Raw genomic sequence first — 25,535 nt, forward strand, 5'->3', positions numbered from 1 at the left:
CTGTGCTGATGAACGCCGGCCCGTGGCTGTCCGTGCCACCGCCCGGCTACGGCGGCATCGAGAACGTCATCGCCACCCTGGTGCCGGAGCTGCGGCGACTCGGCGTACGGGTGGTGCTCGCCTCGGTGGGCAGCAGCACCCTGCCGGTGGACGAGCAGATCTCGGTCTTCGCCGACGGGCAGTTCGCCGCGTTGCAGCGGCCGTACAACCAGGTCTGCGGGATCGCCCAGGCGCACCTGGCCGGGGTGGTGCGGGAGTTGCACTCCCGCGACGACGTCGACCTGGTGCACGATCACGTCGAGGCGGTCGGGTTGGCCACCCTCGCCGCGATGGGGCCGGCCGGACCGCCGACCCTGCACACCCTGCACTGGGACCTGGCCAAGCACCCGGCTCTCTACGGCAGTCTGGACGGCGGCGATCGGGTCCGGGTCAACGGCGTCTCCGCGTCGCAGTTGGCCCGCGCCCCGCTGGCGCTGCGGGAGCACTCGGTGGGCCACGTGCACCTGTCCACGCCGCTCGCCGTGGACGCCGACCGGCGGCCCCGACCGGACAAGGGCGAGCACCTGCTCATCCTGGGCCGGATCAACCCGGGCAAGGGGCAGGACGTGGGTGCCCGGCTCGCGCACCGGGTCGGTATTCCGCTGGTGCTGGCCGGCCCCGTCGGCCCGTACCATCGGCCGGCTGACCTGGCCGCGGCCGGCGACGAGGCCCGGCAGAACCCGGACGTGCAGTTCTTCCTCGACGAGGTGGCACCGCACGTCGACGGTGACCTGGTCCGCTGGGTCGGCACCGTGGCCGGACAGGAGCGCGACGACCTGCTCGCCAGCGCCCGCGCGTCGCTGTTCCCGCTGCGGTGGGAGGAGCCGGGCGGCACGGCGGTCGTCGAGTCGCTCGCCCTGGGTACGCCGGTGGTGGCCACCGCCCGGGGCTGCCTGCCGGAGCTGATCGAGCATGGCCGTACGGGGCTGCTCACCACCGACGAGGAGGAGTTGGGCGACCTCGTCCTCGCCGCCGAGTTGCTCGACCCCGACGAGTGTCGGCGGGTGGCCGCGCAGCGCTTCACGCCCGCGGTGATGGCGCAGCGCTACGTCGAGCTGTACGAGCGGGTCCGGCAGTCGGCGAGCGCGCCGAGGTTGCTGCCGGCCTGACCGACGGGCGGGGCCCGGCCGGGGGTTTGCCGGTCGTGCCAGCGGGTAGCCGGCAGCGCTCATGCCCGCCGCGCGACGAGGAGCCGGGAATGGTCGGATCGATGGCGCACTCACGGGCCCGACCCAACCCTGCCGACGGCAAACCGCCGGTCCGTCGCGCGGCTGCGACGGTGGGGGTGCTGTTCCTGCTGATCGGCGTACTCGGCTTCGTGCCGGGGATCACCACCGGCATGGACGCGCTGCGCTTCGCCGGCCACGACTCGGGCGCGTACCTGTTCGGCGTCTTCCAGGTGTCGGTGCTGCACAACCTGGTGCACCTGGCGTACGGGGTGGTGGGTCTGCTGTTGGCCCGGACGGTCACCGGTGCTCGGGCGTTCCTGATCGGCGGCGGCGCGGTCTACCTGGTGCTCTGGCTCTACGGGCTGGCGGTGGACCACGACACCGGGGCGAACGTGCTGCCGGTCAACGACGCCGACAACTGGCTGCACCTGGGGCTCGGCGTCGGCATGATCGCACTGGGCGTCCTGACCGGCCGCCCCGTTGCTGACCGCCGAGCCCAAGCCTGACCGGCCGGGCCCGCCCCTGACCTGGGGTTGCGGGACGTGACCTGCCTCGCCCCGCTGTCGGTCCGGTTTGACCGGGAACGGCCTCGGGTAGTTGGCAGATCCCGACCCAGCAGCGAATTGAGGCGCCGATGTCGAGCGGGATCACCTGCGAGGTGCGCACCACCGCACCGGTGGCGGTCGTCCGGCTCACCGGTCCGCTGCATCTCGGCACGATGCGCTCCGTGCACCGGGCGCTCAGCGACGCGCTGGTCGACCAGCCGGAGGCGCTGGTGGTCGACATGGCCGGGGTGAGCGTGGAGGATCGGTTGGCGCTGTCCGTGTTCGCCGCGACCGCTCGCCGGGCCGAGGAGTGGCCGGCGGTGCCGGTGCTGCTCTGCTCCCCGTCGCCGGTCGCCGCACGATGGCTGGCCGAGTCGACGACGTGCCGGGTGCTCCCGGTGTCCGCGGACTGCGCGGAGGCGACCCGGTTGGCCGGCACGACGTCCACGCTGCGGATGCGGACCCGGCTGGAGCCGGTGGCCGGGGCCTGCCGGCGGGCCCGGGAGTTGGTCACCGAGGCGTGTGCGCGATGGAACCTGCCCGACGCGTCCGGCCCGGCCGCGTTGGTGCTCAGTGAGCTGGTGGGCAACGTGGTGCGCCACGCCGGCACGCCGATGCAGGTGACGGTGACCCTGCGCCGGCCGTATCTGCACCTGGCGGTGGTGGACGGCAGCAGCGCCCAGGCCCGTGCGGGCAGGACGGACCTGCACGCCGAGGGTGGGCGAGGGTTGATGCTCGTCCGGGAGCTGACCCAGCGGTGGGGCAGCGTGCCGGCCGGTCCGGGCAAGGCCGTCTGGGCGATGCTTCCGGCGACCTGACCGTTCGAGGCGCTTGCGCCGGTACTGGCGATCTGACCGAAATTCCCGTCATTGGCTGGTTACATGGTGTGAGGGTGGGTAGAGCACGCCCGTCCTTTCTGCCGTCACGACGGGGTGAGCAGCCATGCCCAAGCGGGTAACCACAGAACCCGGTCGCGATCGGGGCCCGGCGATCCTGGCACCGGCCCGTTTCGGGGGGTTCCCGGGAGCGGTACGGACACCGGTCCCCGGCAACTCCCTGATCAAGTTCCTCGCCACGACCGACCACAAGCAGATCGGCCTGCTGTATCTGCTGACCTCCTTCGGGTTCTTCCTGCTGGCCGGCCTGGAGGCGATGCTGATCCGGGCCGAACTGGCCCGCCCGGGGATGCAGTTCCTCTCCTCCGAGCAGTACAACCAGCTCTTCACCTCGCACGGCGCGGTGATGCTGCTGCTGTTCGCCACGCCAGCGGCGTTCGGGTTCGCCAACTACATCGTGCCGATCCAGATCGGCGCACCGGACGTGTCGTTCCCCCGCCTCAACGCGCTCGCCTACTGGCTGTACCTCTTCGGCGGCCTCATGGTGGTCGGCGGGTTCCTCGCCCCGGGCGGCTCGGCGGACTTCGGCTGGACCGCGTACGTCCCACTCAGCAGCGTCGAGAACAGCCCCGGCGTGGGCGCGAACATGTGGGTGCTCGGGCTGGTCGTCTCCGGGCTCGGCACCATCCTCGGCGCGGTCAACCTGATCACCACGATCCTCACGCTGCGCGCGCCCGGCATGACCATGTTCCGGATGCCGATCTTCACCTGGAACATGCTGTTCACCAGCGTGCTGGTGATCCTCGTCTTCCCGCTGCTGGCCGCCGCGCTGCTGGCGCTCTCGGCCGACCGGTTGCTCAACGCGCACGTGTACGACGCGGCCACCGGCGGCCCGATGCTGTGGCAGCACCTCTTCTGGTTCTTCGGCCATCCCGAGGTCTACATCATCGCGTTGCCGTTCTTCGGCATCATCACCGAGATCATCCCGGTCTTCTCCCGCAAGCCGCTCTTCGGCTACACGGGGATCGTGCTGGCCACCATCGCCATCACAGTGCTGTCAATGACGGTCTGGGCGCACCACATGTTCGCCACCGGCCAGGTGCTGCTGCCGTTCTTCAGCATCCTGAGCTACCTGATCGCGGTGCCCACCGGTGTGAAGTTCTTCAACTGGATCGGCACCATGTGGAAGGGCCAGCTCACCTTCGAGACGCCGATGCTGTTCGCCATCGGCTTCCTGGTCACCTTCCTGCTCGGCGGCCTCACCGGCGTCCTGCTGGCCAGCCCGCCGGTCGACTGGCACACCCATGACAGCTACTTCGTGGTGGCGCACTTCCACTACGTGGTGTTCGGCACCGTGGTCTTCGCCCTCTTCGGGGGCTACTACTTCTGGTGGCCCAAGATGACCGGACGACTGCTCGACGAACGGCTCGGCAAGGCGCACTTCTGGACCATGTTCATCGGCTTCCACGGCACCTTCCTGGTGCACCACTGGCTGGGCAGCGAGGGCATGCCGCGCCGGTACGCCGACTACCTGCCCACCGACGGCTTCACCACCCTGAACACGGTCTCCAGCATCTTCGCGTTCATCCTCGGCCTGTCCACCCTCTTCTTCATCTACAACGCCTGGAAGTCCTGGCGGTACGGGGCGATGGTGACGGTGGACGACCCGTGGGGCTTCGGCAACTCCCTGGAATGGGCCACCAGTTGCCCGCCGCCGCTGCGCAACTTCGACCGGATGCCCCGGATCCGCTCCGAGCGCCCCGCCTTCGACCTGAAGTACGGCCCGCTCGTCGCCGATCTGGGCCGCGACCTGCCGCAGCGCACCACCAAGCCGCCACAGCACTTCGCCGAGGAGTTCCGGATGGAGCATCACGCCCCGGAGTCGCCGTCCGCCGAGGGCGCGCACGGCGCACGCGACGCGGTCGACTACCAGCCGGCGCCGCGCTCCGGCGCCCGGCCGGTGGACGTGCCGGAGCCTGAGGGCGTCCGCCGGCCGAGCTTCGAGCAGAGCGACCCGCCGCAGGACGCCGAGGACGAGCCGAAGCCACACGAGCGCTGGCGCCACCCGCACAGCGACGGCAACCCCGAAGAGCACTGACCAGGGGTACGCGCAGGAGGGCCGACACCCAGCGGGGTGTCGGCCCTTCGCTCGTCCGTGTGCGTCAGTCCCGGGCCGGCGCCAGGCCGGCGGCGGTGAGCGAGCGGCGTACCGCGGGCTGGACCCGGGTCAGCCGCAGCGGCACCCCGGTCCGCTCCGCCGCGTCCCGACCGGCCATCAGCGCGGCGATCCCACCGGCGTCGAAGCCACCCGCGCCGACCAGGTCGACGACCACCTCGCTGGGCTGGCCGGTGACCGCCTCCAGCATGGCCCGACGCAGCTGGTCCGCGCCGTCGCGGTCGATCTCGCCGCCGACCTCGACCACCACCGAGTCGCCGTTCTGTTTGACCGAGATCCGGGTCTTGCCCGGGTCGGGTTCGGCGGCGCCGTTCTGCCACGGCGGCGGCGCGTCGGCGAGCATCGCCTGGCGCAGCCAGGTGAGCGCCCGCGACAGCAGCCGGGACACGTGCATCTGCGAGATGCCGAACCGGGCGGCGATCTCCGCCTGGGTCTGGTTGCCGTAGAAGCGCATCGCGAGGATCCGTCGCTCACGCCAGGGCAGTCGGTGCAGCAGCCCGCTCACCGTCACCCGGTCGTCGACCGACTCCAACGCGTTGTCCGACTCGCCGACCAGGTCCCCGAACTCGGCGGAGCTCTCCCCACCCACCGGCGCGTTCAGCGAGGCCGGGCTGTAGCCGGCCGCTGACTCCAGGGCGGCGAGGATCTCCTCCTCCGGGGTCTCCAGCCGGGCGGACAGCTCGGCCACCGACGGGGCCCGGGACAGCTCGCTGGTGAGTGCGGCGGTGGCCTGCCCCACCTCGAGGATCAGGTCTCGCAGCCGGCGGGGCACGTGCACGCCCCAGGTACGGTCCCGGAAGTGGCGTTTGATCTCGCCCACGATGGTGATCGCGGCGTACGCGGTGAACGAGCCCCGTTCGGGGTCATAGCGGTCGACGGCGTTGACCAGCCCCAGCCGGGCAACCTGCTCCAGGTCCTCCAGCGGCTCCCCCCGCCCCCGGTACCGACGGGCCAGCCGGCCGGCGAACGGCAGCGCGAAGCGCACCAGGTCGTCCCGGGCCTCCCCCCGCCGCTCCGGCGGCAGCCCGGCGATCCGGGCCGCGTACGCCATCGCTGCCGCGTCGAGATCCTCCAGACCTCGATCGGTGGGTGGTGGTGGGGTCGTGGTCGTGGTCGTGCTCGTCTGTCCGAACATCCGCGCCTCCCTCAGGAAGGTCCCCCGCCCGGATCGGGAAACCGGTCGTGCGCGTGGTCGAGCCACGCACCGGGCCGGAAAGTGGGTCAGTGACTGGGATGCCAGCGGGCGACACCGCCTCTACGCAGCGCAATCAGGCCGTCGCAGCCAGCGATGTTCCCGCTCCGTAGGTACTCAATCACGGGACCCGGGGTTCGCGAGGATGTTTCGGCGTGCTCCGTCTCAGGAGACCAACAACCCCTGGTGGCCGCCGCTGTCGCGGAGCACTGCCAGCGCCTCGGCGACCCCCAGCGGGGGCGGCGCGGGCAGGTCGTACGGCTGGGCGCGCAGCACCTCGGTGGCCCGACGGGTGGGCACCGAGGTGACCGGGTAACCCCGGGCGGTGGTGCGGTCCAGCGCCCGACGCCGCCGACCGAACCCGGCGACGGCCAGCCACTGCGGCAACCCGGCCAGCGCGGGTGAGCGCACCCCGGGCGGCTCGGGCAACACGTCCACCGAGCTGAACGCCTCGCTGCCGGCGAGCCACCACTCGGCCTCGTCGACGCTGCGGCGGGTGGCGTTCTCACACCAGTACGGCACCAGCCCCGCCCGCACCACCTGCCACGGGTCGAGCAGTCGACCGCACTCCACCACCAACCGGTCACCGGTCTTGCCGGCGCGCCGCAGCCACCGCCGGTACAGGTCGGCCACGCCCGCGCTCAGCGCCGCCGGCCGGGGCACCAACACCCGGTGCAGCGGGTGCTGGTGGCGGGCGGACCAGTCCCGCGCGGCCAACTCGAAGCCCGAGTCGACGCCGTGCTCGGCGTACGCCGACGGCACGGACACCTCCGGCGGCTGCCACCGGGTCGCGTCGCCCCCGACGGAGCGCAGCACCTGCCGCAACGCGTGGCTGTCCGGGTGGAAGTCCACCGGGTCCAGCCCACTGCCCGGGCAGCCGACCTGGAAGCTGTGCCCCGGCCCGCGCTCCAGCACCGGCCAGGTGCGCGCGTCGCGGACCAGGAGCACGGGGGCACCCGGCACCAGCAGGTCGGCCAGGAACCGCGCGTACGCGGCCGGTAGGGCCCTCCACGCGGCGGTCAGCGACACGGTCGCCCCGGTCAGCGCGCCACGGCTGGCCGGGCAGTGCACCTGGCGCAGGTGCAGGTCGGCGTTGCCGGCGAGCAACCGGGTGGCGAGTGCCGCGCCATGCTCCGCGGCGTCCGCCGGGCGGTCCACTCCGCCGTCGGACCAGTGCACTGTCATCTCGAAGCCCGACGGCAGCCACGGCACGCCGAGGGCCACCGCGAGGTGTGCGGCCGCGCCGTGCGGAGAGCCGATCAGCACCCCGGGGTAGCGCCGGCGGGGGTACTGGTCGACGAACCAGCGGGCCACCCTTGCGGCGTCCACCTCGTCGACCTGGGCCACTGTGAGCGCGACCCGGCCGGCGGCACGGGTGACCGCGGCACGGCGTACCGGCTCGGGGGCACCGGGGAACCGCGACGTCGGCCCGGTGTGCCCGAGGTCGGCGCAGTCGACCCCGCGTAGTGCCCGGGCGGTGGCGGCGACCAGCACCCGGGCGGAGCTGCCCGCGGCCACGACCCGGTCGCCGGCGAGACCGGCGCCATCGGCCGTGAGCCCCTTGTGCACCTTGTGCACCGGCCCCACCTTGCCTCGTTCGCTCACCACGCGGCCCGGCTTCCCGTCCCGATGGGGTTCAAACGGGGCATCACCCACCTGGCGGCACATTCCGCTGGTCAGCGGGGTTCCCCGGTCATCACCGGCGTTCGACGGCTCGGGTTTCGCCAGGGCCAGGGCGGGCACTTCCGGGGCCATGCGCACCGACGACACCAGCGAGCCCGCCGCCGCCACGATCACCCCGTACGAGGACGGACCGCTGCTGGTCCGCGGCGACTTCGCGTTGGTCACCCCGGACGGCGAGCGCATCGACGCACGGCGGGGCACTGTGGCGTTGTGCCGGTGCGGCAAGTCGGCGCTCAAGCCGTTCTGCGACGGCACCCACAAGGCGATCAACTTCCGCGCGGGCACCACCCGCGAAGGCTGACCCCACGTCGCCGCGTCGCGCAGCGAGAGGGCGCGGAGGGGCCGCACCAGAGGATCTGCCCCTTTGATCAGACGAGCGCGGGTGGGGCCACCTCCTGTGACGCCACAAGCGAGACCTTGGGCGGCACGGCCGGCGGGGCCGGTGCGCGCAGCGAGCTGCGGCCGGCGGCCCAGCTGTCCAGCAGGTGCGCGGCGAACAGCCGGTCCACCGCGAGCCCGGCCGCCGCGCCGAAGAGCACATCCGAGGCGAGGGCCGGCTCGACGCTTACCAGGCCACCGCACATGTCGTGTGCGGCGATCTGCTCGTGCACCGCGTCGGCCTCGACGTGCTCGTCGTAGAAGCGGGTGGCCACCTCATCGAAGCCGAGTCGGCGCAACCCGTTGCCGTAGCGACGGTTGGGCAGCGAGGAGGTCATCTCGAACGCGGCCAGGTGCCCGAGCAGCGCGCCGCGCAGCCGTCGGTGCAGCCCGAACAGCGACATCAGGTTGTTGGTCGCCAACGTCACCGCCGGCGCCACGGCGATGTGCGCGCCGTAACCGGTGTCCAGGCCCAGCCGGTCGAGGGTGCTCCGGAACAGCTCGGCGTGCATCCGGTCCAGCCGCCCGTTGCCGTACTCGTCGGTCTGGATCTCCACGAGCGCGGCCTTGGCCGGGCCACCGAGGCGGGGCAGCGCCCAGCTGTGCGGGTCCGCCTCCCGCAGGTGGTAGACGGAGCGGTGGACGACGAACTCGCGGAACTGGGTGAGGTCGGCGCGGCGTTGCAACGTCGCGGCCAGCGCCGGCCCGTCGTCGGCAGCGACCAGCTCGGCCAGGCCGGCCGCCACCCCGGCGGCGGGCACCGACGGCGCGCCGACCAGCCGACGCAGCGCCGTCTCGAAGACCCGTTCGCAGCGGGCACGCACCGCCAGTAGCGTCGGCTGCCACTCCCACGACTCGTCCACCCCGAGCCAGCCCCGGTAGTGCAGCTCGTAGCAGAGGAACAGCGTCAGCTGCAGGTCCTCGTCGGTGATCGGGTCCGCCGGGTAGAGGTCGACGCCGAGATCGGCCGGCAGGTCGTGCGGCGGGTACCGCAGAGCCTCCACGACCGCCGTGGAGAGCGGACCCCGTGCCGTCGGCAGGGTCGCGGGACCGTAGCGGCGGTCGGCGGGCTCGGACATGGGACCTCCAGCGTCGTCGGGCCGCTACTCATGCCCTGGTCCAGGGTGGCTAAACGAGGTCGTCAGCGTTCGCGGTGGCCTCCACCTGCTCGCGGACCTTCCGGGCCGGAGCGCCCTCGGCGTACAGGCCCCGCAGGTCGGCGAAGGCGGGCTCCGGCGGCGCCAGCGACACCGCCGGGTCGACGACCGCCTCCAGTACGCAGGGGCGGTCCGCAGCGAGCGCCTCGTCCCAGGCCGCGCCGACCAGCTCCGGACGGTCCACCCGCACCCCGTGCAGCCCTAGCAGCCGGGCCCACCCGGCGTACGGCACGTCGGGGCGGCGGCGGGTCGGGTCGGACGACGGTTGTCGCCCGCCACCCATGCCGTTCTGGTCCCTGTTGTTGAGCACCAGCACCACCAGCCGCGGGTCGCGCCACTGCTGCCAAAGGTGCGAGACGGTGATCAGTTCGGCGAGCCCGTTGAGCTGCATCGCCCCGTCACCAACCAGCGCGACCACCGGCTGGTCGGGCGCGGCGAGCTTGGCCGCCACCGCGTACGGCAGCGCACAACCCATCGAGCCCAGGGTGCCGCACAGCTGCGCGTTGACCCCCGGTGGCAGGGTGAGGTGCCGGGCGTACCAGTAGAGGACCGAGCCGACGTCGACGGCGACCGACCCGGTGCCGGGCATCCGGGCGGACAGCTCCTGGAGGACGAGCTGCGGGTTGACCGGGTCCGCGGCGGCGGCGACCCGCTCGGCGGCGACCTCCCGCCAGCGGTCCACCGAACTCTCCACGGTGGCCCGCCACTGCTGCTCGGGCCGGCCGCGTACCCGGCTCAGCAGCGCCCGCAGCGTCTCGGCGGCGTCACCGACCAGCGGCACGTCGGCCGGGTAGCGGGTGCCGATCCGGCGGCCGTCGATGTCGATCTGGACCGTGCGCGCCTGCTCGGGCATCGGGAAGTAGTCGGTCCACGGGTCGTTGGTGCCGACCATCAGCAGCGTGTCGCAACCACCCATCAGCTCGGCGGCGGCCGGGGTGCCGACCTCGCCGAGCACCCCGGTGTGGAACGGCAACCGCTCGTCGAGCACCGGTTTGCCGAGCAGCGAGGTGGCCACCCCGGCGCCGAGCCGGTCGGCCATCTCGATGATCTCGGCGGCCGCGTCCCGACCACCCTGGCCCACCAGGATCGCGGTCCGCTGGCCGCCGCCGAGCAGCTGCGCGGCGGCGTCCAGGTCCACGTCGTGCGGCAGGACCCGGGCCAGCGGTTCGCCGGGGGTCGCCGTGATCACCCCGGCGCCGTACGACTGCAGGTCGGGCACCAACGCCTCCTGCAACTGTCGGGGCAGCACCACGCACGTCGGGCTGCGGGTCGCCGCCGCCGTTCGGAACGCCTGGTCCAGCAGCGCCCCCACCTCGTCGGGGCTGCGGCCGTACCGGACGAACTGGTTGCACACGTCGCCGAAGAGCCGGCTCAGCCCGATCTCCTGGTGCGCGCCGCCGAGCGGACCGGAGATGTCCTCCCCGACGATGGCCACCACCGGCTTGCTGTCCAGCTTCGCGTCGTAGAGGCCGTTGAGCAGCTGGACGGCGCTGGGGCCCTGGGTGGCGAGGCAGACCCCGATGCCGCCGGTGAACTTGGCGTGCCCGGTGGCCATGAACGAGGCGGTCTCCTCGTGCCGGGCCGGGATGAACGCCGGCTCGCCGCCGGTGCGGTCCAGCGCGTCGACCAGTGGAGCGATCGCCTCGCCCGGGTACCCGAAGGCGCGGGGCACCCGCCAGGCCAGCAGCCGCTCCACCACGACGTCCGCAACCGTTCGGTCAACCATTGCCGCGCCCCGGTGTGCTGGGGTCGACGTAGCGCAGTACCGCGCCGACGCCGTCGGTGAGGTCGGGCGCTTCATCGGGGCCGAGCACGGTCAGTGCCGCGTCGGTGCCCACGAGCGCCCGGACCAGCGCCGCGTCGGCGCGTACCCGCTGCGGGTCGGCCACCGACATGGCGGCCAGCTGCTCCGGGTCGACGGCGATCTCGGTGGGTTGCGCGCCGATCCACAGCTCACCGTTTGCCGACGGGTCGTCCACGATGAGCATCATGTCGACCTGGTTGCGTTGCAGGGCCGAGACGACAGCGTCGAGCCCGCCGCCCACGTCCTCCTGCACGCCGAACTTGTCCAGCGCGGCGCTGATCCGCTGGTCGGCGATCTCCGCGATGGTCTGCACGGTGAGGTCGTCCAACATCGTCTGGTCGGCGCCGCCGGCCCGCGACCCGGCATCGGTACGAACCACCAGGTCCTGCCAGCGCTCCGGCATCTGGGCGGCGATCATTCCGGTGGCCCGGACGTCACCGGCGACCACCACCACGTCCGCGCCGACCCGGTCGGCCAGCTGCACTGTCGCCGCGGTGACGTCGCCGGCGTTCTGGTGCCACGCCTCCATGGCCGCCCGCTGGTAGCGCGACTGCGACCAGCCGCCGGGCTTCGCCCGCCGCAGCGGGTACTCGTCCCGCCCGGCGACGTGCGCTCGTCGGGGCACCCCGCCGGCGCTGACCGCCATCGCGTCGGCGCCGAGGCGGTCGGCGACCACACGTACCCAGGCCACCTGCTCGCCGCGTTGGGCGAGCAACGGCATCACGTGCGGCAGCGGCCCCACGTGGGCCAGGTCCCGCAGTGGCGGCGCGGACAGGTACTCGGAGAGCACCACCTGGCCGTGACTGGCGAAGAGCGCCAGGCCGTAGTCCCCGACCATCGGGTCATGACCTCGGACCACGCGGTCCAGCGCGGCGATGTTCGCCTCGTCGGCCCCCTGTTCGGCCAGGCTGCGCTCCAGGGCACGCCAGCGCAGATCCAACGCGGGATGGGCGTCCTCCGTGTCCGCGGAGGCGTCCAGATACACCGAGCACCACGGCCCGGGACGGTCGTAGAGCGGGCGCAGGAAGGACAGCTGCATGCTCGACCCCTTTCCAGCTCGGCCCCCCGCTTACCCGGGTCGCCGGGGATGTCACCTCGCGGCCGTGAGCCCGTGACCAGGTTTCATTCACGTCGTTCAACCGACGACGTCGATACGATCTGTGAACACAAGCGGACTCTCGGTGGTGGAAATGGACAGCGGACTCGATACCCGACGGATCGTGCACCCGACGGAACGAATCGTCACCGGGCGGCTGATCCGCCTGCTCGACGGCTACACCCGTGAGGTACGCATCGGTCAGCCGGTGCTGGTGGCGGTGCTCGCGGCGGCGGCCTTCGCCCGGCTGCCCGCCCTGCTTCTGCGCGCGCTCTTCTCGTTCGGCGGCGGCGGCACCCGCCGTCGCTGGAAGGAGCTGAAGCAGGGTCCGGAATACCTGGTCACCCCGGTGCGGCTACGCAACGCCGCCGGTCAGCTCTGCGAGGTGGAGCTGCACGGTCACCTGCCGCAGAGCGCCCTGCACCCGGCAGACCAGGTGCAGCTCACCCTGCGCCCGCAACGCGACCCGGAGCTGCCGCCCCGGATCGAGCGGATCGTCAACCTCACCACCGGGCAGCTGCTGACCCCGCGTACGGCGACGCTCTGGTCGCATCTCGGGCCGCCACTGCTGTTGCAGGCGTTCCTGGGCACGCTGCTGCTGGCCGGCGTCGCGGCCTGCTCCGCGCTGACCTGACCGGCCCCGGCGGGTCGGCGGTTCAGCCGACCGGGGTGGGTGTGCGGGTGGGTCGGCGGTTCAGCCGACCGGGGCGGGCTCGCGGGCCGGTTGCCGGTCGACGCCGAGCATCCCCCGGCGGCGGGCCCAGCGCTCGAAGGCCAGGGTGGCGAACGGCGGCACCGCGCTGGCCAGGGCCACCGCCGTGGCCAGCAGGCTCCACCGGTGCAGCCGGGCCACGGCAAGCACCAACAGGACGTACGCGACGAACAGGCCGCCATGGATCGGCCCGAAGATCTTGACGCCCAGCTCGTTGTCCGGCGGACCGTACTTGACCAGCATGCCGACCAGCAGGGCCAGCCAGGAGCAGGCCTCGGCGATCGCCGCCGCGACGAACAGCCGGGTCACCTTCTCGCGCATCCGCACGCCACCACCTCTCGGCCCGCAATGCTATCGGTCCGCTCTGGCTGGGCTAACAGGGCGGGCAGTTGGGTAGGAAAGGGTCCTCGGGTCTTCCCCCGCCCGCCGATCACGTGCGAGGTTAGGGGGACCGGCGGTGACGGGGTGGTGACCATGGGCGAGGACGTCGGCGTACGAACCTTCAGTCGAGAGGATCGAGCCCGGTACCGCGACAAGGTCCGCCGCTGTCTGGATGTCTTCGCCGAGATGCTGCGCGAGTCCCGCTTCGACCTCGACCGGCCGATGACCGGCGTGGAGATCGAGCTGAACCTGGTCGACGAGGCGTCGAATCCGGCGATGCGCAACGCCGACGTGCTGGCGGCCATCGCCGATGAGAGCTTCCAGACCGAGCTGGGCCAGTTCAACATCGAGATCAACGTGCCGCCGCGCCGGCTGACCGGCACCGGCACCGCCGACTTCGAGGAGTACGTGCGGGCCAGCCTCAACGCCGCCGAGGTGAAGGCCCGGGCGATCGGCGCGCACATGGTCATGATCGGCATCCTGCCGACGCTGCGCCCCGAGCACCTGACCGCCGAGACGCTGTCGGCCAACCCCCGCTACAAGCTGCTCAACGAGCAGATCTTTGCGGCCCGCGGCGAGGATCTGCCGATCGCCATCAGCGGGGTGGAACGTCTGGCGGTCACGGCCGACACGATCACCCCGGAGGCGGCCTGCACCAGCACCCAGTTCCATCTCCAGGTCAGCCCGGCCCAGTTCGCCGACTACTGGAACGCCGCCCAGGCGGTGGCCGGCATTCAGGTGGCGGTCGGCGCGAACTCGCCGCTGTTCTTCGGCCGGGAGCTGTGGCGCGAGACCCGCATTCCGCTGTTCCAGCAGGCCACCGACACCCGGTCGGAGGAGATCAAAGCCCAGGGGGTACGCCCCCGGGTCTGGTTCGGCGAACGCTGGATCACCAGCGTGTTCGACCTGTTCGAGGAGAACGTGCGTTACTTCCCGGCGCTGCTGCCGGTCTGCGATCCGGAGGACCCGGCGCAGGCCCTCGCGGCCGGTGAGGTGCCCAATCTGGCCGAGTTGCGCCTGCACAACGGCACCGTCTACCGGTGGAACCGCCCGGTGTACGACGTGTCGCGGGGCCGGCCGCACCTGCGGGTGGAGAATCGGGTGCTGCCTGCCGGCCCGACCGTGCTGGACACCATCGCCAACGGCGCCTTCTACTTCGGGTTGGTGCGCGCCCTCGCCGAGTCGGACCGGCCACTGTGGTCGCAGATGTCGTTCAGCGCCGCCGAGGAGAACTTCACCAGCTGCGCCCGGCATGGCATCGACGCGCAGGTCTTCTGGCCCGGTCTCGGTTACCTGCCCGTCACCGAGTTGGTGTTGCGCCGGTTGCTGCCGATGGCGCATCACGGCCTGGACCGGTGGGGGCTCGACCCGGTCGAGCGTGACCGGTTGCTCGGCATCATCGAGCAGCGGTGCCTGACTGGCCGCAACGGCGCGACCTGGCAGGTGGAGACGTTGCACCGGTTGGAGTCGGCCGACCACCTGGACCGGCCGGAGGCGCTGCGCGAGGTGGTCCGACACTACGTCGACCTGATGCACAGCAACCGGCCGGTGCACGAGTGGCCGATCCCGTGAGCACACCGGATGGGTCGCCCGATCGGCGCGGGGCTCAGCCTCGCGGGGTGGGCACACCGAAGAGATCGATGATGCCGCCGGGAAGCTGGGCGAGCAGGTCGTGTCGCTCGTCGTCGTTCAGCGCCTCGGCGACGGTACGCAACACCGCCTGGGCGTGTTGACGCACCTGGTCCGCGTTCGCGACCTGTTCGCGGTCCCCGACGTTCTTCAGGAACTCGCCGACATCCCACCGGCGGCCCTGCGGATTGCGGGTGACGGACCCGTTCAGCCGCTCCGGTAGCTGCGCCGCAAGGTTGTCTGCCTCCTGTCCGGCGAGCCGTTCACCGAGCACCGACAGGACGGCCTGCACGGACCGCACGGCCTCGTTCTCACCGAGGCCCGCGCGCTGTCGTACCGTGGCGATCATCTGCTCGTACTCCATGCCCTGCTCCTTCGGTCTCGTCGGCATGCCGTCGGGCCTGCCTGCGGACGAACGGGGCGAGTTCCCAGGCTCCCTGGTGACAAACGGGTCCTGCGCGGACCCGGGCTTTCCCACCGTCGGCGGGCGAGACCTCACAAAACGGAAGCCTGCCCGCTGATACAGGGGCACCGCGCGTTCGCTGAAGTGGCCGTTGTCCCTTGTGGACCCCCACGCCGATTGATGCCTGTCGTAGGCTGTGGCAGCTCGCACACATCGTCTGATCACGATGAGGGGACGCCGGTGGCCACTTCTGGAACAGACCCAGCCACGATCGAGGGGCCGGCGCGGGTGCCCCTGTCCCGTCGACACATGCTGCGGATGGGAGCAGCGGCCGCCGGCGGCGCGGTGCTCGTCGGCACGGCGGAGGCGACGTCGGCGCAGGCCGCGCCGGTTGGTGCGAAGCGCGTCCTGCGGGCGCCGGCGCTGGCACCCGGTGACCGGGTCCGGGTCGTCTCGCCCGGCAGCACCCCCGACCCCACGAACATGGCCCGCGGCATCGAGATCCTGCGGAGCTGGGGCCTGGAGGTCGAGCTGGGCAGGCACGTCTTCACCAAATACGGCTATCTGGCCGGCACCGACGCGCAACGGCTGGCCGACCTGAACGCCGCGCTCACCGACCCGGGCATCCGTGCCGTCTTCGCCGCCCGTGGCGGTTACGGCACGCAGCGGATCGTCGATCAGATCGACGTTTCCGTTCTGCGCCGGGACCCCCGGGTGGTCGTCGGTTTCAGCGACATCACCAGCATCCACGGCAAGCTCTGGCGCGATACCGGCCTGGTCACCTTCTACGGCCCCATGGTCAACTGGAGTGACGACCGCACCGGCCCCGAGTCGGCGGAGGCGCTCCGCAGGGCGGTGATGACCACCGCACCCGTCACGATCTCCCGGGACCCGGCCGAGACAGCCGCTTCCGTTGTGGTGCCGGGGCGGGCATCGGGGCCCCTGCTCGGCGGCTGCCTGACGCTGATCTCCACCTCGCTCGGTGCGGAGGACTCCCCGAAGTTCGACGGCGCGATCCTCTTCTTCGAGGACGTGGACGAGGCTCCGTACAGCATCGACAGCATGCTGACCGAGCTGCGCCGGGTGGGCGTGCTGCGCAGGGTCGCCGGTGTGGTCATCGGCCAGATCACCAACAGTGTCGGTGAGCCGGGCGAGTGGGACGCGGCGGCGATGCTCAAGGACCGCCTGTACGACCTTGGCGTACCGGTCCTCGGCGGGCTACGGCTGGGGCATGGCGACGGGCAGCTCACCGTTCCGCTGGGCTCGCGCGCCACGATCGACGCCACGGCAGGGACCCTGACGGTGGAGCCGGGGGTCCGCCCACGCTAGGGGCTCAGACCTGCGTCGGGTCCCAGGGGGACGGGTCGTCACGCAACCGGCTGTACAGGTAGCCGTCACGCCATTGGCCAGCCCGAAACTCGCTGGCCCGCACGACGCCCTCGAGCTGGAAACCGGCCTTCTCCAGCGCCCGTTGCTCGGCGACGTTCTCCGGGTGCGTACCGGCCTGGATGCGCTGGGCGGGGCTGTGCTGGAAGAGGTAGTCGCAGAGCAACGCCTGGGCGCGCCAGCCGATGCCCCTCCCCCGCCACTGCGGCAGCAGGACGATGCCGATTTCCCAGTACGACGCCCGGCCGGCGTAACGCCCAGCGGTGTAGCTGACGACGCCGGCGGCGGCCTGCTCCTGCTCGACCTCCACAACGAGCCGTCCGTCGTCCTCGCCGAGGTAGCCGTCGACGGCGAACCGCCGCGCCGGCACCCCGGCGTCCCGGAAGCCGGCCCAGTCCAGACCGATCAGGCCCGGCTCGGTGCAGAACCGCCGGAACATCGCCAGGTCGGGCTCGGCAACCGGCCGTAGCCGGACAGTGAGATCGGCCGAGACAGACATCGACATGCCGCCACTCTCCATGGCGGACACGCTAGCTTGCGCAGAGCCAAGGCCGGGTTCGGCGCCGTGTGCACGCAGAGCGACGGGCGTTGATAGCCGAGGCTCTGGTCGGCTCCTTTGGAGCTGAACCGTTGACGACATCACCTCCCGGCCACCCAGCCCAGCCCAGCCCGGCCCAGCCCGGTCCAGCCGCCGGACTCCCCCGGCCCAGCCGCGCTGAATCGTTTGCGACATCAGCTCCAAAGGCAGCGCGCGAAGAACTCCCCCGCCGGCGGACCTGGCCGTCGGTCAGACCTTGAGCAGCACCTTCGTACAGTCGTCCTGCTTCTTCTGGAAGATCTTGTAGCCCTTCGGGGCGTCACGCAGCGGCATCCGGTGGCTGACAATGAAGCTCGGGTCGATCTCGCCGCGCTGGATGCGCTCCAGTAGCGGCCGGGTGTAGCGCTGGACGTGGCACTGACCGGTCCGCATGATCAGCGAGCGGTTCATGAACGCGCCCATCGGGAACTTGTCCACGAAGCCGCCGTACGCGCCAACGACCGAGACCACCCCGCCGGAGCGGCAGGCGAGAATCGCCTGCCGCAGCGCGAACGGCCGTTCCGTCTCGACTCGCGCGGCCTGCTTGGCCCGGTCGTACGCGTACATGGCGGCGTTGCCGTGGTGGCCCTCCAGGCCCACCGCGTCGATGCACGCGTCAGGACCCCGGCCGGCGGTCATCTCGTTGAGGGTGTCCAGCACGTCGGCTTCCTCGTAGTTGATCGTCTCGGCGTCGATGTGCTCCTCGGCCAACCGCAGCCGGTACGGGAACCGGTCGATGACGATCACCCGCTCCGCGCCGAGCAGCCGGGCGCTGGCCGCGGCGAGCAGCCCGACCGGCCCGGCGCCCCAGACGGCGATCACCTGCCCGGGTTTGATGTCGCACATCTCGGCGCCCATGTAGCCGGTCGGGAACACGTCGGCCAGCATGACCGCCTGGTCGTCGCTGATCTCGTCGGGCACCTTGACCGGGCCGACGTCGGCGAACGGCACCCGGGCGTACTCTGCCTGGCCACCGGCGTAGCCGCCGAGCAGGTGCGAGTAGCCGAAGATGCCGGCCGGCGAGTGCCCCATGATCTTCTCGGCGATGCCGGCGTTCGGGTTGGAGTTCTCGCAGACCGAGTAGAGGCCGCGCTGGCAGGACGAGCAGTGCCCGCAGGCGATCGGGAAGGGCACCACCACCCGGTCGCCGGGGGCGAGGTTGCGGACCTGCGGGCCCACCTCCACCACCTCGCCCATGAACTCGTGGCCGAGGATGTCGCCCTTGCGCATGGCGGGGATGTAGCCGTGGTAGAGGTGCAGGTCGGAGCCGCAGATCGCGGTGGTGCTGATCCGGACGATCGCGTCCCGGGCGTTCATGATCTTCGGGTCGGGTACGTCGATGACCTTGACGCTGTCGGTGCCCATCCAGGCGGTGGCCTTCATTCTCGGTCCCTTCGGAGAGCTCGGGCGGTCAGCGGCGGGACGCCGGCAGCGGCTGGGCGGGTCGCTGCATGGCCTGTTGGCGTACGGAGATGCCGTTGGGGCTGCCCTCGGAGCGGACGACCTCGCCGGTCTCCAGCACCTGCTTGAACCGGCGCAGGTCGTCGCGGACCTGCTGCTCGGGTTCCTCGCCGAAGAGCTTCGCCACCGCTCGGCCGAGCGCGCCGGCCGGCGGCGCGTAGCGCAGCTCCACCCGCACCTCGGTCCCCCGGTCGCCGGGGGCGGGCACGAACCGGACCCGGCCGGCGTTGGGCACCCGGGTCCCCGGCAGCGACCGCCAGGTGATCGACTTGTTCGGCTGGTCGTCGATGATCTCGGCGTCCCACTCGACGCGGTGCCCGGCCGGGCCACGGGCGATCCAGTGCGAGCGGCGCAGGTCGTCGGCACGGACGGACTCCAGGTGCGCCATGAACCGGGGCAGATTCTCCATGTCCCGCCAGAACCGGTACGCCTCGGCGGGCGACCGGTTCACCGTCACCGCGATCTGCATCCGGATCACCCGGGCGCGGGCCCGTCGAGCCCGCCCGACGCGCACGGCGGCGAGCACGTCGACGGCGGTGATGCCGGCGACGGCGAGGGTGGTCAGCGCGACCCGGCGGCGGCGTTCACCGCTACGGTCGGCGAGGGCCCGCCCAAGCAGTGTGAGGTCCATGGCGTCGCCGGCCACCCGGCTCCAGGCCCAGCCGGCCGGGCGGCGGCCGCTGAGCAGGCCGGCGGCGCTGCCCAACTCCCGCAGGCCGATGGCCGGAAGCACGGATCGCGCGGCCGGGGAGTCGTCCACCCCGGTCAGTCGCGCGACGGGTCCGGGCGCGACCAGCGCGCCCACTCCCAGGGCCAGGCTCAGCAGGCCGAGCGCGCTCGGCAGCGTCGCCGGCACCGGCCCGTCCAACTCCGGCAGGAGCACAGTGTCGACACGACTCATGTCCGGTCCCTTCCGGTGGGCGTCGCCGCCGGTCCGCCGGCGGGGGCGGCGGTGGTTTCCCCGCCCCCGTGACGCTATGTCGAACAGGTGCCGCGCGCGCCGGGTTCGGGGCAGAACGTCCGATGCGGGCGGTGTGAGCGGGAAAGCCTGCGGCAACGGTCGGCATCGCGACATTGACCGATTTGGATCACCTGAACGCCGTTACCGTCGGCCCAACCCGCCGCGCCGCCGGAAGGACAATCCCGTGAGCCGTGCTCTGCTGCGCCACCTGACCGCCACCATCGCCGTCGCACTGCTCGTCGGGGAGGCCGCCGCACCGGCCGCCGCGCGTACCCCCGGGTCGCCCGCGCCCGGCGGCGTCCGCACAGTGGTCCGCGACGCGACGACCGGCGCACCGGTCCCCCGGGCCTGCGCCAGGCTCGTCCCGGTGGACGCCGCTGCGTTGGCGGCGGTCAGCATCGGTGAGGACCAACTCGGACGGTACGGGGGTTGCGCCGACGAGCAGGGCGTCCTGGTGACCGGGGATGTCGCCCCGGGGAGGTACCGGCTGCTGGTGCACCCCTACGACAAGACGGCGCACGGCTTGCAGTGGGTCGGGCGGCACGGCGGCACCGGTGAGCGCGAGCGGGCACAGGTGATTCAGGTGCGGCCCGGCGTGGTGAGCAACGCGCCGGTCATCCGGCTCGACCCGCCGGGCACCGTCGTCGGAGTGGTGACCGACGCGGCGACGGGCGCGCCGATCCCCCGTGCGCTGGTCATGGTGGTGCCCTACGTGCCGCACCCGAAGTACGGCGACCACGGCCCGACCACCGACGACGACGGCCGCTACACGATCACCGGCCTCGGCCCGTACCACTGGCCCGTGCAGTTCGCCGCCGCCGGGCTGGCGACCGTGTGGTCCGGTGGGGTGGGCGGCCGGCAGCAGGCGCGGCCGGTGCGGGTCCGCGCCCAACAGACGGTGACCCTGAACCAGGCGCTGCCCGCCGGGACGCCGCTCAGCGGAGCGGTGCGGGTCGACGAGCTGATCACCTACGCCCAGGTGATCGCGTTCGACGCGGCCACCGGGGACCTGGCCGGTGTGGCGGACGTGGGCACCGGTTACGCCCTGCGCCTGCTCCCCGGGCAGCGGGTGAAACTGCGTTGCGACTGCGCGTACACCCCTCCGGTCTGGCACCGCGACGCCGCCGGCTTCGACGCCGCGACTGCCGTGCGGGTCCGACGGGCGCCGGTCATGGTGGACTTCAATCTCGGGACGCGCTTCTCGGCCGCACCCTGAACAGGGGCACCGCCCGGCGTTAGGAGTGCGGGGCAGCGGGTAGCCGGCATGCGCTCTTACCAGCGCCCGAGGAGGTGGGATGTCGGAGACCAGCGCCTTCTTCGAGCGGTTGACGGTCGCTGGCCAGGATCCACGGTTCAGCAAGGTCTGTGGCAGCGTGCGATTCGACATCCGCGACGACGGCAACCTGGAGCAGTGGCTGCTGGACATCGATCATGGCCGGATGCGGGTGACGCGAAGCGGTGCCCCCGCCACCACGGTGATCCAGGTGTCCGCGCAGCTCGCGGAGGCGATGGCGCGGGGCGAGGTGAACGGGCTGGCGGCGATCACCCGGGGCGAGATCATGGTCGACGGTGATCTCGCCCTGGCGTTGCGTATCGGGCGGCTGTTTCCGCGAGAGCCGGGGCGGCTTCAGCGTGAGGATCCCGACAGTGGGACGTGACCGATGAGGGACATCGCTGGCACCGTGGCGTGCATCGACGGGAACACCTTCATGGTGTCCGACGCCAGCGGCGACGTGGAATCGTCCCCGAGCACCCCGGTCGGCCTCTTCGCCGCTGACACGCGTTTCCTGTCCCGCTGGAGGCTCACCGTCAACGGCGAGTGCATGACCGCGTTGTCGGTGGACGACAGCCAGTACTTCGAGGTCACCTTCTTCGCGGTCCCGGGCGCGGCGGTGGACTACGTGGAGGCCGACGTGTCGGCCATTCGACGCAGGCGCATCGGCCCGGACCTCACCGAGTCGCTGACGATCTTCAATTACGGTGAGCGGGACATGACGCTCGACGTGCGTCTGGAGGTGGCCGCCGACTTCGCCGACATATTCGAGATCAAGTTCGACATCGGCGAGAAGAGCGGCGCGTACTACACAAACGTCGGCGAGAACGAGTTGCGCCTGGGCTACCGGCGCGGCACCTACCGACGTGAGGTCATCGTGTCGGCCAGCGAGCCCGCGGAGTTCGGCCCGGACGGCCTTGGCTTCGCGGTCCGGCTGCCTCCCGGGCAGCAGTGGTCCACCCGGTTGCAGGCCGTCATGTTGGCGCTGCGCCCGGACGGCGTAGACCTGCGCTCCGCCCTGCGGGCCCTACGGCCGGACGAGTCCACCCTGCCCACCAGCGTGCAGGAATGGGTCGCGGCGGCCCCGACCCTGGACACCGACAGCGTCGGCCTCCAGCAGGTCTACCGCCGCAGCCTGGTGGACCTGGCGGCGCTGCGCTTCGCCCCGCTCTCCCTCGGCGGGGCGAGCGTGCCAGCGGCCGGCCTGCCGTGGTTCATGACCCTGTTCGGTCGCGACAGCCTGTTGACCTGCCTGCAGACCCTGCCGGTCACCCCCTCGCTGACCCCACCGACACTGCGGATCCTCGCGTCGTTGCAGGGCACCCGGACCGACGACGTGTTGGAGGAGGACCCGGGCCGGATCCTGCACGAGCTGCGCTACGGGGAGTCGGCCGCGTTCGAGGAGCAGCCACACTCGCCTTACTACGGCACTGTGGACGCCTCGCCGCTGTTCGTGGTGCTGCTCGACGAGTACGAGCGGTGGAGCGGCGACACCGCGCTGGTGATGGAGTTGGAGCAGGAGGCTCGCGCGGCCCTGGCCTGGATCGACAGGTACGCGGATCTGAACTCCACCGGCTACATCTGGTACCAGCGACGCAACCGGGCCACCGGCCTGGACAACCAGTGTTGGAAGGACTCCTGGGACAGCATCTCCTACGCCGACGGCCGGCTGCCGGGCTTCCCGAGGGCCACCTGCGAAACCCAGGGGTACGCCTACGACGCGAAGATCCGAGGGGCCCGGCTGGCCCGTACCTTCTGGGGTGATCCTGCCTTCGCCGCGCGGCTGGAGAGCGAGGCGGCGGCCCTGTACGACCGGTTCAACCGGGAGTTCTGGCTGGAGGACCGCGGCTTCTACGCCCTCGCGCTCGACCACGACGGCACTCCCGTGGACAGCCTGTCGTCAAACATCGGGCACCTGTTGTGGAGCGGCATCGTGCCACCGGAGCGGGCGCCCCGGGTGGTCGAGCACCTGATGGGTCCGGCGCTCTTCTCCGGTTGGGGGGTGCGGACGTTCGCCGAGGGGCAGCGCCGCTACAACCCGCTCGGCTACCACAACGGCACGGTCTGGCCGTTCGACAACTCGTTCATCGCGTGGGGTCTGCGCCGCTACGGGTTCGGCAACGAGGCGGCCCGCATCGCCGAGGGCATCCTTTCCGCCGCCACCTACTTCGAGGGTCGGCTACCCGAGGCGTTCGGCGGGTTCGACCGCGACACCACCAAGTTTCCGATCCGGTACCCGACCGCGGGCAGTCCGCAGGCGTGGTCCAGCGGAGCCTGCATGCTGCTGATCCGCACCATGCTCGGCATCAACCCGCACGAGGACCACCTGGCCGTGGACCCGGCGTTGCCCGCCACCTTCGGGCGGATCGCGCTCCTGGACATCCCCGGCCGTTGGGGCGAGCGCGACGCGTTCGCCCGCCAACGCCCCGACCAGCACTGACGGCACGGTCAGCCGACGGCTGGCCCGGTGGCCCGGAAGGTGCGCCGGTACGCGTCCGGCGGTACGCCGACGGTGCGGTGGAAGTGTCGACGCAGCGTCGCGGCGGTGCCCATGCCGGCCGCCTGCGCGATGGCGTCGATGCTGTCGTCGGTCTGCTCCAGCAGTTCCTGGGCGCGGCGGATCCGCTGCGTCGACAGCCACAGCAGCGGGGTGGTGCCGGTGGCCGATCGGAAGTGGCGAGCCAGGTTGCGGGAGCTCATGTTCGCCTGCCGGGCCAGGTCCTCGACGGTCAGCGGCCGGTCCAGGCGGGCCAGCGCCCAGGGAAACAGGGTGGCCAGCGGGTGGTCGTCGCGGGCCGGCACCGGGGTGGTGACGTACTGGGCCTGACCACCGGCGCGGTGCGGTGGCACGACCAGGCGGCGGGCGACCGCGTTGGCGACGGTCGAGCCGTGGTCGCGCCGGATCAGGTGCAGGCACAGGTCGATCGCGGCGGCCTTGCCGGCGGAGGCGAGCACGGTGCCGTTGTCGACGTAGAGCACGTCCGGGTCGACCCGTACCCGGGGATAGCGGGCGGCCAGCGCCTCGGTGTGCGCCCAGTGCGTGGTGGCCCGCAGCCCGTCGAGCACCCCGGCGGCAGCCAGCACGAACGCGCCGGTGCACAGCGAGACCATCCGGGCGCCCGCCCGGTGGGCCGCGCGGACCGCGTCGAGCAGGTCGGGCGGCACGTCCGCGTCGACGTCCTCCACCGACGGGACGATCACGGTGTCGGCTCGGGCGAGGCGGTCCAACCCGTCGTCGGGCGCCACCAGGAAGCGGCCGACCCGGACCGGGCCGGGGCCGCAGACCATTACGTCGTACCAGGGGTCGGCCAGGCCGGAGGGGTCGTGGGCGAAGACCTCGCAGGCCAGGGCCAGCTCGAAGTGCAGCATCCCGTCGGTGGCGGCGATCGCGACAAGGGCCATGTCCGAAACTGTACGGGGATTGGCGTTCCCGACACTGGTCGGCCGCCGACCGCTGCGGGAGGCTGGTCCCAGTCGATCTTTCGAGGGGGCAGCGATGGGTTACCGGGTGGCGGTGTTCGGGGCGTACGGGCACACCGGACGGTTCGTGATGGCGGAGCTGCGCGAGCGCGGGTTCGATGCGCTGCCGGTGGGCCGCGACGCGCACCGACTGGCGGCGTTCGGGCTCGCCTACCGGGTGGCGTCGGCCGACGATCCGGCCTCGCTCGACGCGGCGCTGACCGGGGTGGACGCGGTCGTCAACTGCGCCGGCCCGTTCGCGGCGACCGCAGCCAACGTGATCGAGGCCGCGCTGCGCGCCGGGATCCCGTACGTGGACGTGGCCGCCGAGATCGAGGCCAACCTCGACACGTTCGCGCACTTCACCGAGCGCGCCCGCGCAGCCGGTGTGGCGGTGGTTCCGGCGATGGCCTTCTTCGGTGGGCTTGGCGACCTGCTCGCGACGACGGCGATGGGCGACTGGACGTCGGCCGACGAGGCGCACGTCGCGTACGGACTGAGCAGCTGGCACCCGACGGCCGGGACGGTCGCCGCGGGCGTCGTCTCCCGCGAGCGCCGCGCCGGCCGCCGGGTCCGCTACACCGGCGGCCGGTTGGAGTACCACCCCGGCGGGGAGCTGCCGAGGGTGGACTGGGACTTCCCCGCGCCGCTGGGCCGGCGCACCGTTTTCGGCGAGTTCAGCATGGCCGACGTCGTCACCATCCCCCGGCACCTGGCCATCCCCGAGGTCCGCACGTACATGACCGTCGACGCCGCCACCGACCTGGCCGCCGCGGCAGCGCCGGTCGCGGTCGACGAGCGGGGCCGGTCAGCGCAGACGTTCACTGTCGACGTCATGGTGCGTCGCGGCGACACCCGCCGCCGCGTCGTGGCCAGTGGCCGGGACATCTACGCCGTCAGCGCGCCCCTGGCCGTGGAGGCGGTCGGGCGCGTCCTCGATGGTCGGACGAGGACCAGCGGCGTCGCCTCCGCCGGCGAGATGTTCGACGCGCCCGACTTCCTGCGCGCCCTGTCGCCGACCATCTGCGTCGAACTGCTCGGCGACTGAGACCACGAATTCGACCACAATTCGTTACTCAAAAATCGTAATCATCGAACCGGAACGGGGCAGCGGGACTTAAAAGAAACTTAAGGCTGCGCGGGCGAAAAATTGTCATCCGGAGCCGCCGCGCTGGCTGCCAGGGCACTTGTCGACCGGCCTCCTTAATTCTTTCCCCG

The 25,535-nt window shown here is 72.0% G+C and carries 23 protein-coding genes; 12 read left to right on the forward strand and 11 right to left on the reverse strand.

The window, feature by feature from the left end:
- The first annotated feature begins 8 nt into the window (after window positions 1–8).
- The 4 genes from GUI43_RS06595 to ctaD all read left to right on the forward strand — a co-directional run bounded on the left by GUI43_RS06595 (window position 9) and on the right by ctaD (window position 4,687).
- Entirely contained in the window at window positions 9–1,148 is a 1,140-nt protein-coding gene (locus tag GUI43_RS06595; protein WP_112698324.1) for a glycosyltransferase, read from the forward strand.
- Window positions 1,149–1,237: 89 nt separating this feature from the next.
- Window positions 1,238–1,714, forward strand: coding sequence for a DUF4383 domain-containing protein (locus tag GUI43_RS06600; RefSeq protein WP_112587476.1), 477 nt, complete (start codon window positions 1,238–1,240; stop codon window positions 1,712–1,714).
- A 128-nt stretch (window positions 1,715–1,842) separates the two neighbouring features.
- On the forward strand, window positions 1,843–2,571 hold the full coding sequence (locus tag GUI43_RS06605; RefSeq protein ID WP_112587478.1) for an ATP-binding protein: 729 nt from the start codon (window positions 1,843–1,845) through the stop codon (window positions 2,569–2,571).
- Window positions 2,572–2,695: 124 nt separating this feature from the next.
- Complete coding sequence (gene ctaD / locus GUI43_RS06610) at window positions 2,696–4,687, forward strand: aa3-type cytochrome oxidase subunit I (protein WP_112587480.1); 1,992 nt, start codon at window positions 2,696–2,698, stop codon at window positions 4,685–4,687.
- Window positions 4,688–4,751: 64 nt separating this feature from the next.
- Here ctaD and GUI43_RS06615 read toward each other — a convergent pair whose 3' ends face one another.
- Both GUI43_RS06615 and GUI43_RS06620 read right to left on the reverse strand, forming a co-directional pair.
- Complete coding sequence (locus tag GUI43_RS06615; protein WP_112587482.1) at window positions 4,752–5,900, reverse strand: SigB/SigF/SigG family RNA polymerase sigma factor; 1,149 nt, start codon at window positions 5,898–5,900, stop codon at window positions 4,752–4,754.
- Window positions 5,901–6,122: 222 nt separating this feature from the next.
- Window positions 6,123–7,565 (reverse strand): hypothetical protein, encoded by a 1,443-nt coding sequence (locus tag GUI43_RS06620; RefSeq protein WP_225855330.1) that lies wholly within the window; start codon window positions 7,563–7,565, stop codon window positions 6,123–6,125.
- 145 nt (window positions 7,566–7,710) lie between these two features.
- Between GUI43_RS06620 and GUI43_RS06625 the strand changes: the two genes are divergently transcribed.
- Window positions 7,711–7,941, forward strand: coding sequence for a CDGSH iron-sulfur domain-containing protein (locus tag GUI43_RS06625; protein WP_112587484.1), 231 nt, complete (start codon window positions 7,711–7,713; stop codon window positions 7,939–7,941).
- Between the two features lie 67 nt (window positions 7,942–8,008).
- Here GUI43_RS06625 and GUI43_RS06630 read toward each other — a convergent pair whose 3' ends face one another.
- From GUI43_RS06630 to GUI43_RS06640, 3 genes are read right to left on the reverse strand one after another with little or no spacing between them, the layout of a single operon-like run.
- Window positions 8,009–9,097, reverse strand: a complete 1,089-nt coding sequence (locus GUI43_RS06630) for an iron-containing redox enzyme family protein (RefSeq protein WP_112698325.1) — start codon at window positions 9,095–9,097, stop codon at window positions 8,009–8,011.
- Between the two features lie 49 nt (window positions 9,098–9,146).
- Window positions 9,147–10,901 (reverse strand): thiamine pyrophosphate-binding protein, encoded by a 1,755-nt coding sequence (locus GUI43_RS06635; RefSeq protein ID WP_112698326.1) that lies wholly within the window; start codon window positions 10,899–10,901, stop codon window positions 9,147–9,149.
- On the reverse strand, window positions 10,894–12,018 hold the full coding sequence (locus tag GUI43_RS06640) for a baeRF2 domain-containing protein (RefSeq protein WP_112698327.1): 1,125 nt from the start codon (window positions 12,016–12,018) through the stop codon (window positions 10,894–10,896). Before GUI43_RS06640 ends, GUI43_RS06635 begins: the two co-directional genes overlap by 8 nt.
- 142 nt (window positions 12,019–12,160) lie before the next feature.
- On the opposite strand from GUI43_RS06640, the gene GUI43_RS06645 reads away from it, so the two are divergent.
- Entirely contained in the window at window positions 12,161–12,709 is a 549-nt protein-coding gene (locus GUI43_RS06645) for a hypothetical protein (protein ID WP_211326661.1), read from the forward strand.
- A gap of 60 nt (window positions 12,710–12,769) precedes the next feature.
- On the opposite strand, the gene GUI43_RS06650 is transcribed toward GUI43_RS06645, so the two are convergent.
- Window positions 12,770–13,108 carry a DUF3817 domain-containing protein gene (locus tag GUI43_RS06650; RefSeq protein WP_112602008.1) on the reverse strand — a complete coding sequence of 113 codons (339 nt, stop codon included), beginning with the start codon at window positions 13,106–13,108 and terminating at the stop codon, window positions 12,770–12,772.
- Between the two features lie 153 nt (window positions 13,109–13,261).
- On the opposite strand from GUI43_RS06650, the gene GUI43_RS06655 reads away from it, so the two are divergent.
- Window positions 13,262–14,740, forward strand: a complete 1,479-nt coding sequence (locus GUI43_RS06655; protein ID WP_112698432.1) for a glutamate-cysteine ligase family protein — start codon at window positions 13,262–13,264, stop codon at window positions 14,738–14,740.
- Between the two features lie 34 nt (window positions 14,741–14,774).
- On the opposite strand, the gene GUI43_RS06660 is transcribed toward GUI43_RS06655, so the two are convergent.
- Window positions 14,775–15,161: a DUF2267 domain-containing protein gene (locus tag GUI43_RS06660; protein ID WP_170158688.1), complete on the reverse strand. Its 387-nt coding sequence runs from the start codon at window positions 15,159–15,161 to the stop codon at window positions 14,775–14,777.
- Between the two features lie 348 nt (window positions 15,162–15,509).
- On the opposite strand from GUI43_RS06660, the gene GUI43_RS06665 reads away from it, so the two are divergent.
- Complete coding sequence (locus tag GUI43_RS06665; protein ID WP_225855331.1) at window positions 15,510–16,529, forward strand: S66 peptidase family protein; 1,020 nt, start codon at window positions 15,510–15,512, stop codon at window positions 16,527–16,529.
- 4 nt (window positions 16,530–16,533) lie between these two features.
- On the opposite strand, the gene GUI43_RS06670 is transcribed toward GUI43_RS06665, so the two are convergent.
- The 3 genes from GUI43_RS06670 to GUI43_RS06680 all read right to left on the reverse strand — a co-directional run bounded on the left by GUI43_RS06670 (window position 16,534) and on the right by GUI43_RS06680 (window position 19,525).
- A complete protein-coding gene (locus GUI43_RS06670; RefSeq protein ID WP_112587501.1) occupies window positions 16,534–17,091 on the reverse strand; it encodes a GNAT family N-acetyltransferase in 558 nt (185 codons plus the stop codon).
- Between the two features lie 282 nt (window positions 17,092–17,373).
- Window positions 17,374–18,546 (reverse strand): zinc-dependent alcohol dehydrogenase, encoded by a 1,173-nt coding sequence (locus GUI43_RS06675; RefSeq protein WP_112587503.1) that lies wholly within the window; start codon window positions 18,544–18,546, stop codon window positions 17,374–17,376.
- 28 nt (window positions 18,547–18,574) lie between these two features.
- Window positions 18,575–19,525, reverse strand: a complete 951-nt coding sequence (locus tag GUI43_RS06680) for an SRPBCC family protein (protein WP_112587505.1) — start codon at window positions 19,523–19,525, stop codon at window positions 18,575–18,577.
- A gap of 244 nt (window positions 19,526–19,769) precedes the next feature.
- On the opposite strand from GUI43_RS06680, the gene GUI43_RS06685 reads away from it, so the two are divergent.
- The 3 genes from GUI43_RS06685 (at window position 19,770) to GUI43_RS06695 (ending at window position 23,298) form a co-directional block, all read left to right on the forward strand.
- The gene (locus GUI43_RS06685) at window positions 19,770–20,801 is read left to right on the forward strand and encodes a carboxypeptidase-like regulatory domain-containing protein (RefSeq protein ID WP_170158689.1); all 1,032 of its coding nucleotides are present in this window, start codon (window positions 19,770–19,772) and stop codon (window positions 20,799–20,801) included.
- A 79-nt stretch (window positions 20,802–20,880) separates the two neighbouring features.
- A complete protein-coding gene (locus GUI43_RS06690) occupies window positions 20,881–21,243 on the forward strand; it encodes an SCP2 sterol-binding domain-containing protein (RefSeq protein ID WP_112587509.1) in 363 nt (120 codons plus the stop codon).
- Window positions 21,244–21,246: 3 nt separating this feature from the next.
- Complete coding sequence (locus tag GUI43_RS06695) at window positions 21,247–23,298, forward strand: amylo-alpha-1,6-glucosidase (RefSeq protein WP_112698331.1); 2,052 nt, start codon at window positions 21,247–21,249, stop codon at window positions 23,296–23,298.
- An 8-nt stretch (window positions 23,299–23,306) separates the two neighbouring features.
- Here the strand turns inward: GUI43_RS06695 and GUI43_RS06700 are convergent, their stop codons facing one another.
- Window positions 23,307–24,260: a helix-turn-helix domain-containing protein gene (locus GUI43_RS06700; RefSeq protein ID WP_112587513.1), complete on the reverse strand. Its 954-nt coding sequence runs from the start codon at window positions 24,258–24,260 to the stop codon at window positions 23,307–23,309.
- Between the two features lie 94 nt (window positions 24,261–24,354).
- On the opposite strand from GUI43_RS06700, the gene GUI43_RS06705 reads away from it, so the two are divergent.
- A complete protein-coding gene (locus tag GUI43_RS06705) occupies window positions 24,355–25,365 on the forward strand; it encodes a saccharopine dehydrogenase family protein (protein WP_112698332.1) in 1,011 nt (336 codons plus the stop codon).
- Window positions 25,366–25,535: the final 170 nt, after the last annotated feature.

The sequence above is a fragment of the Micromonospora noduli genome, from assembly GCF_003264365.1.
GTDB classification, from domain to species: Bacteria; Actinomycetota; Actinomycetes; order Mycobacteriales; family Micromonosporaceae; genus Micromonospora; species Micromonospora noduli.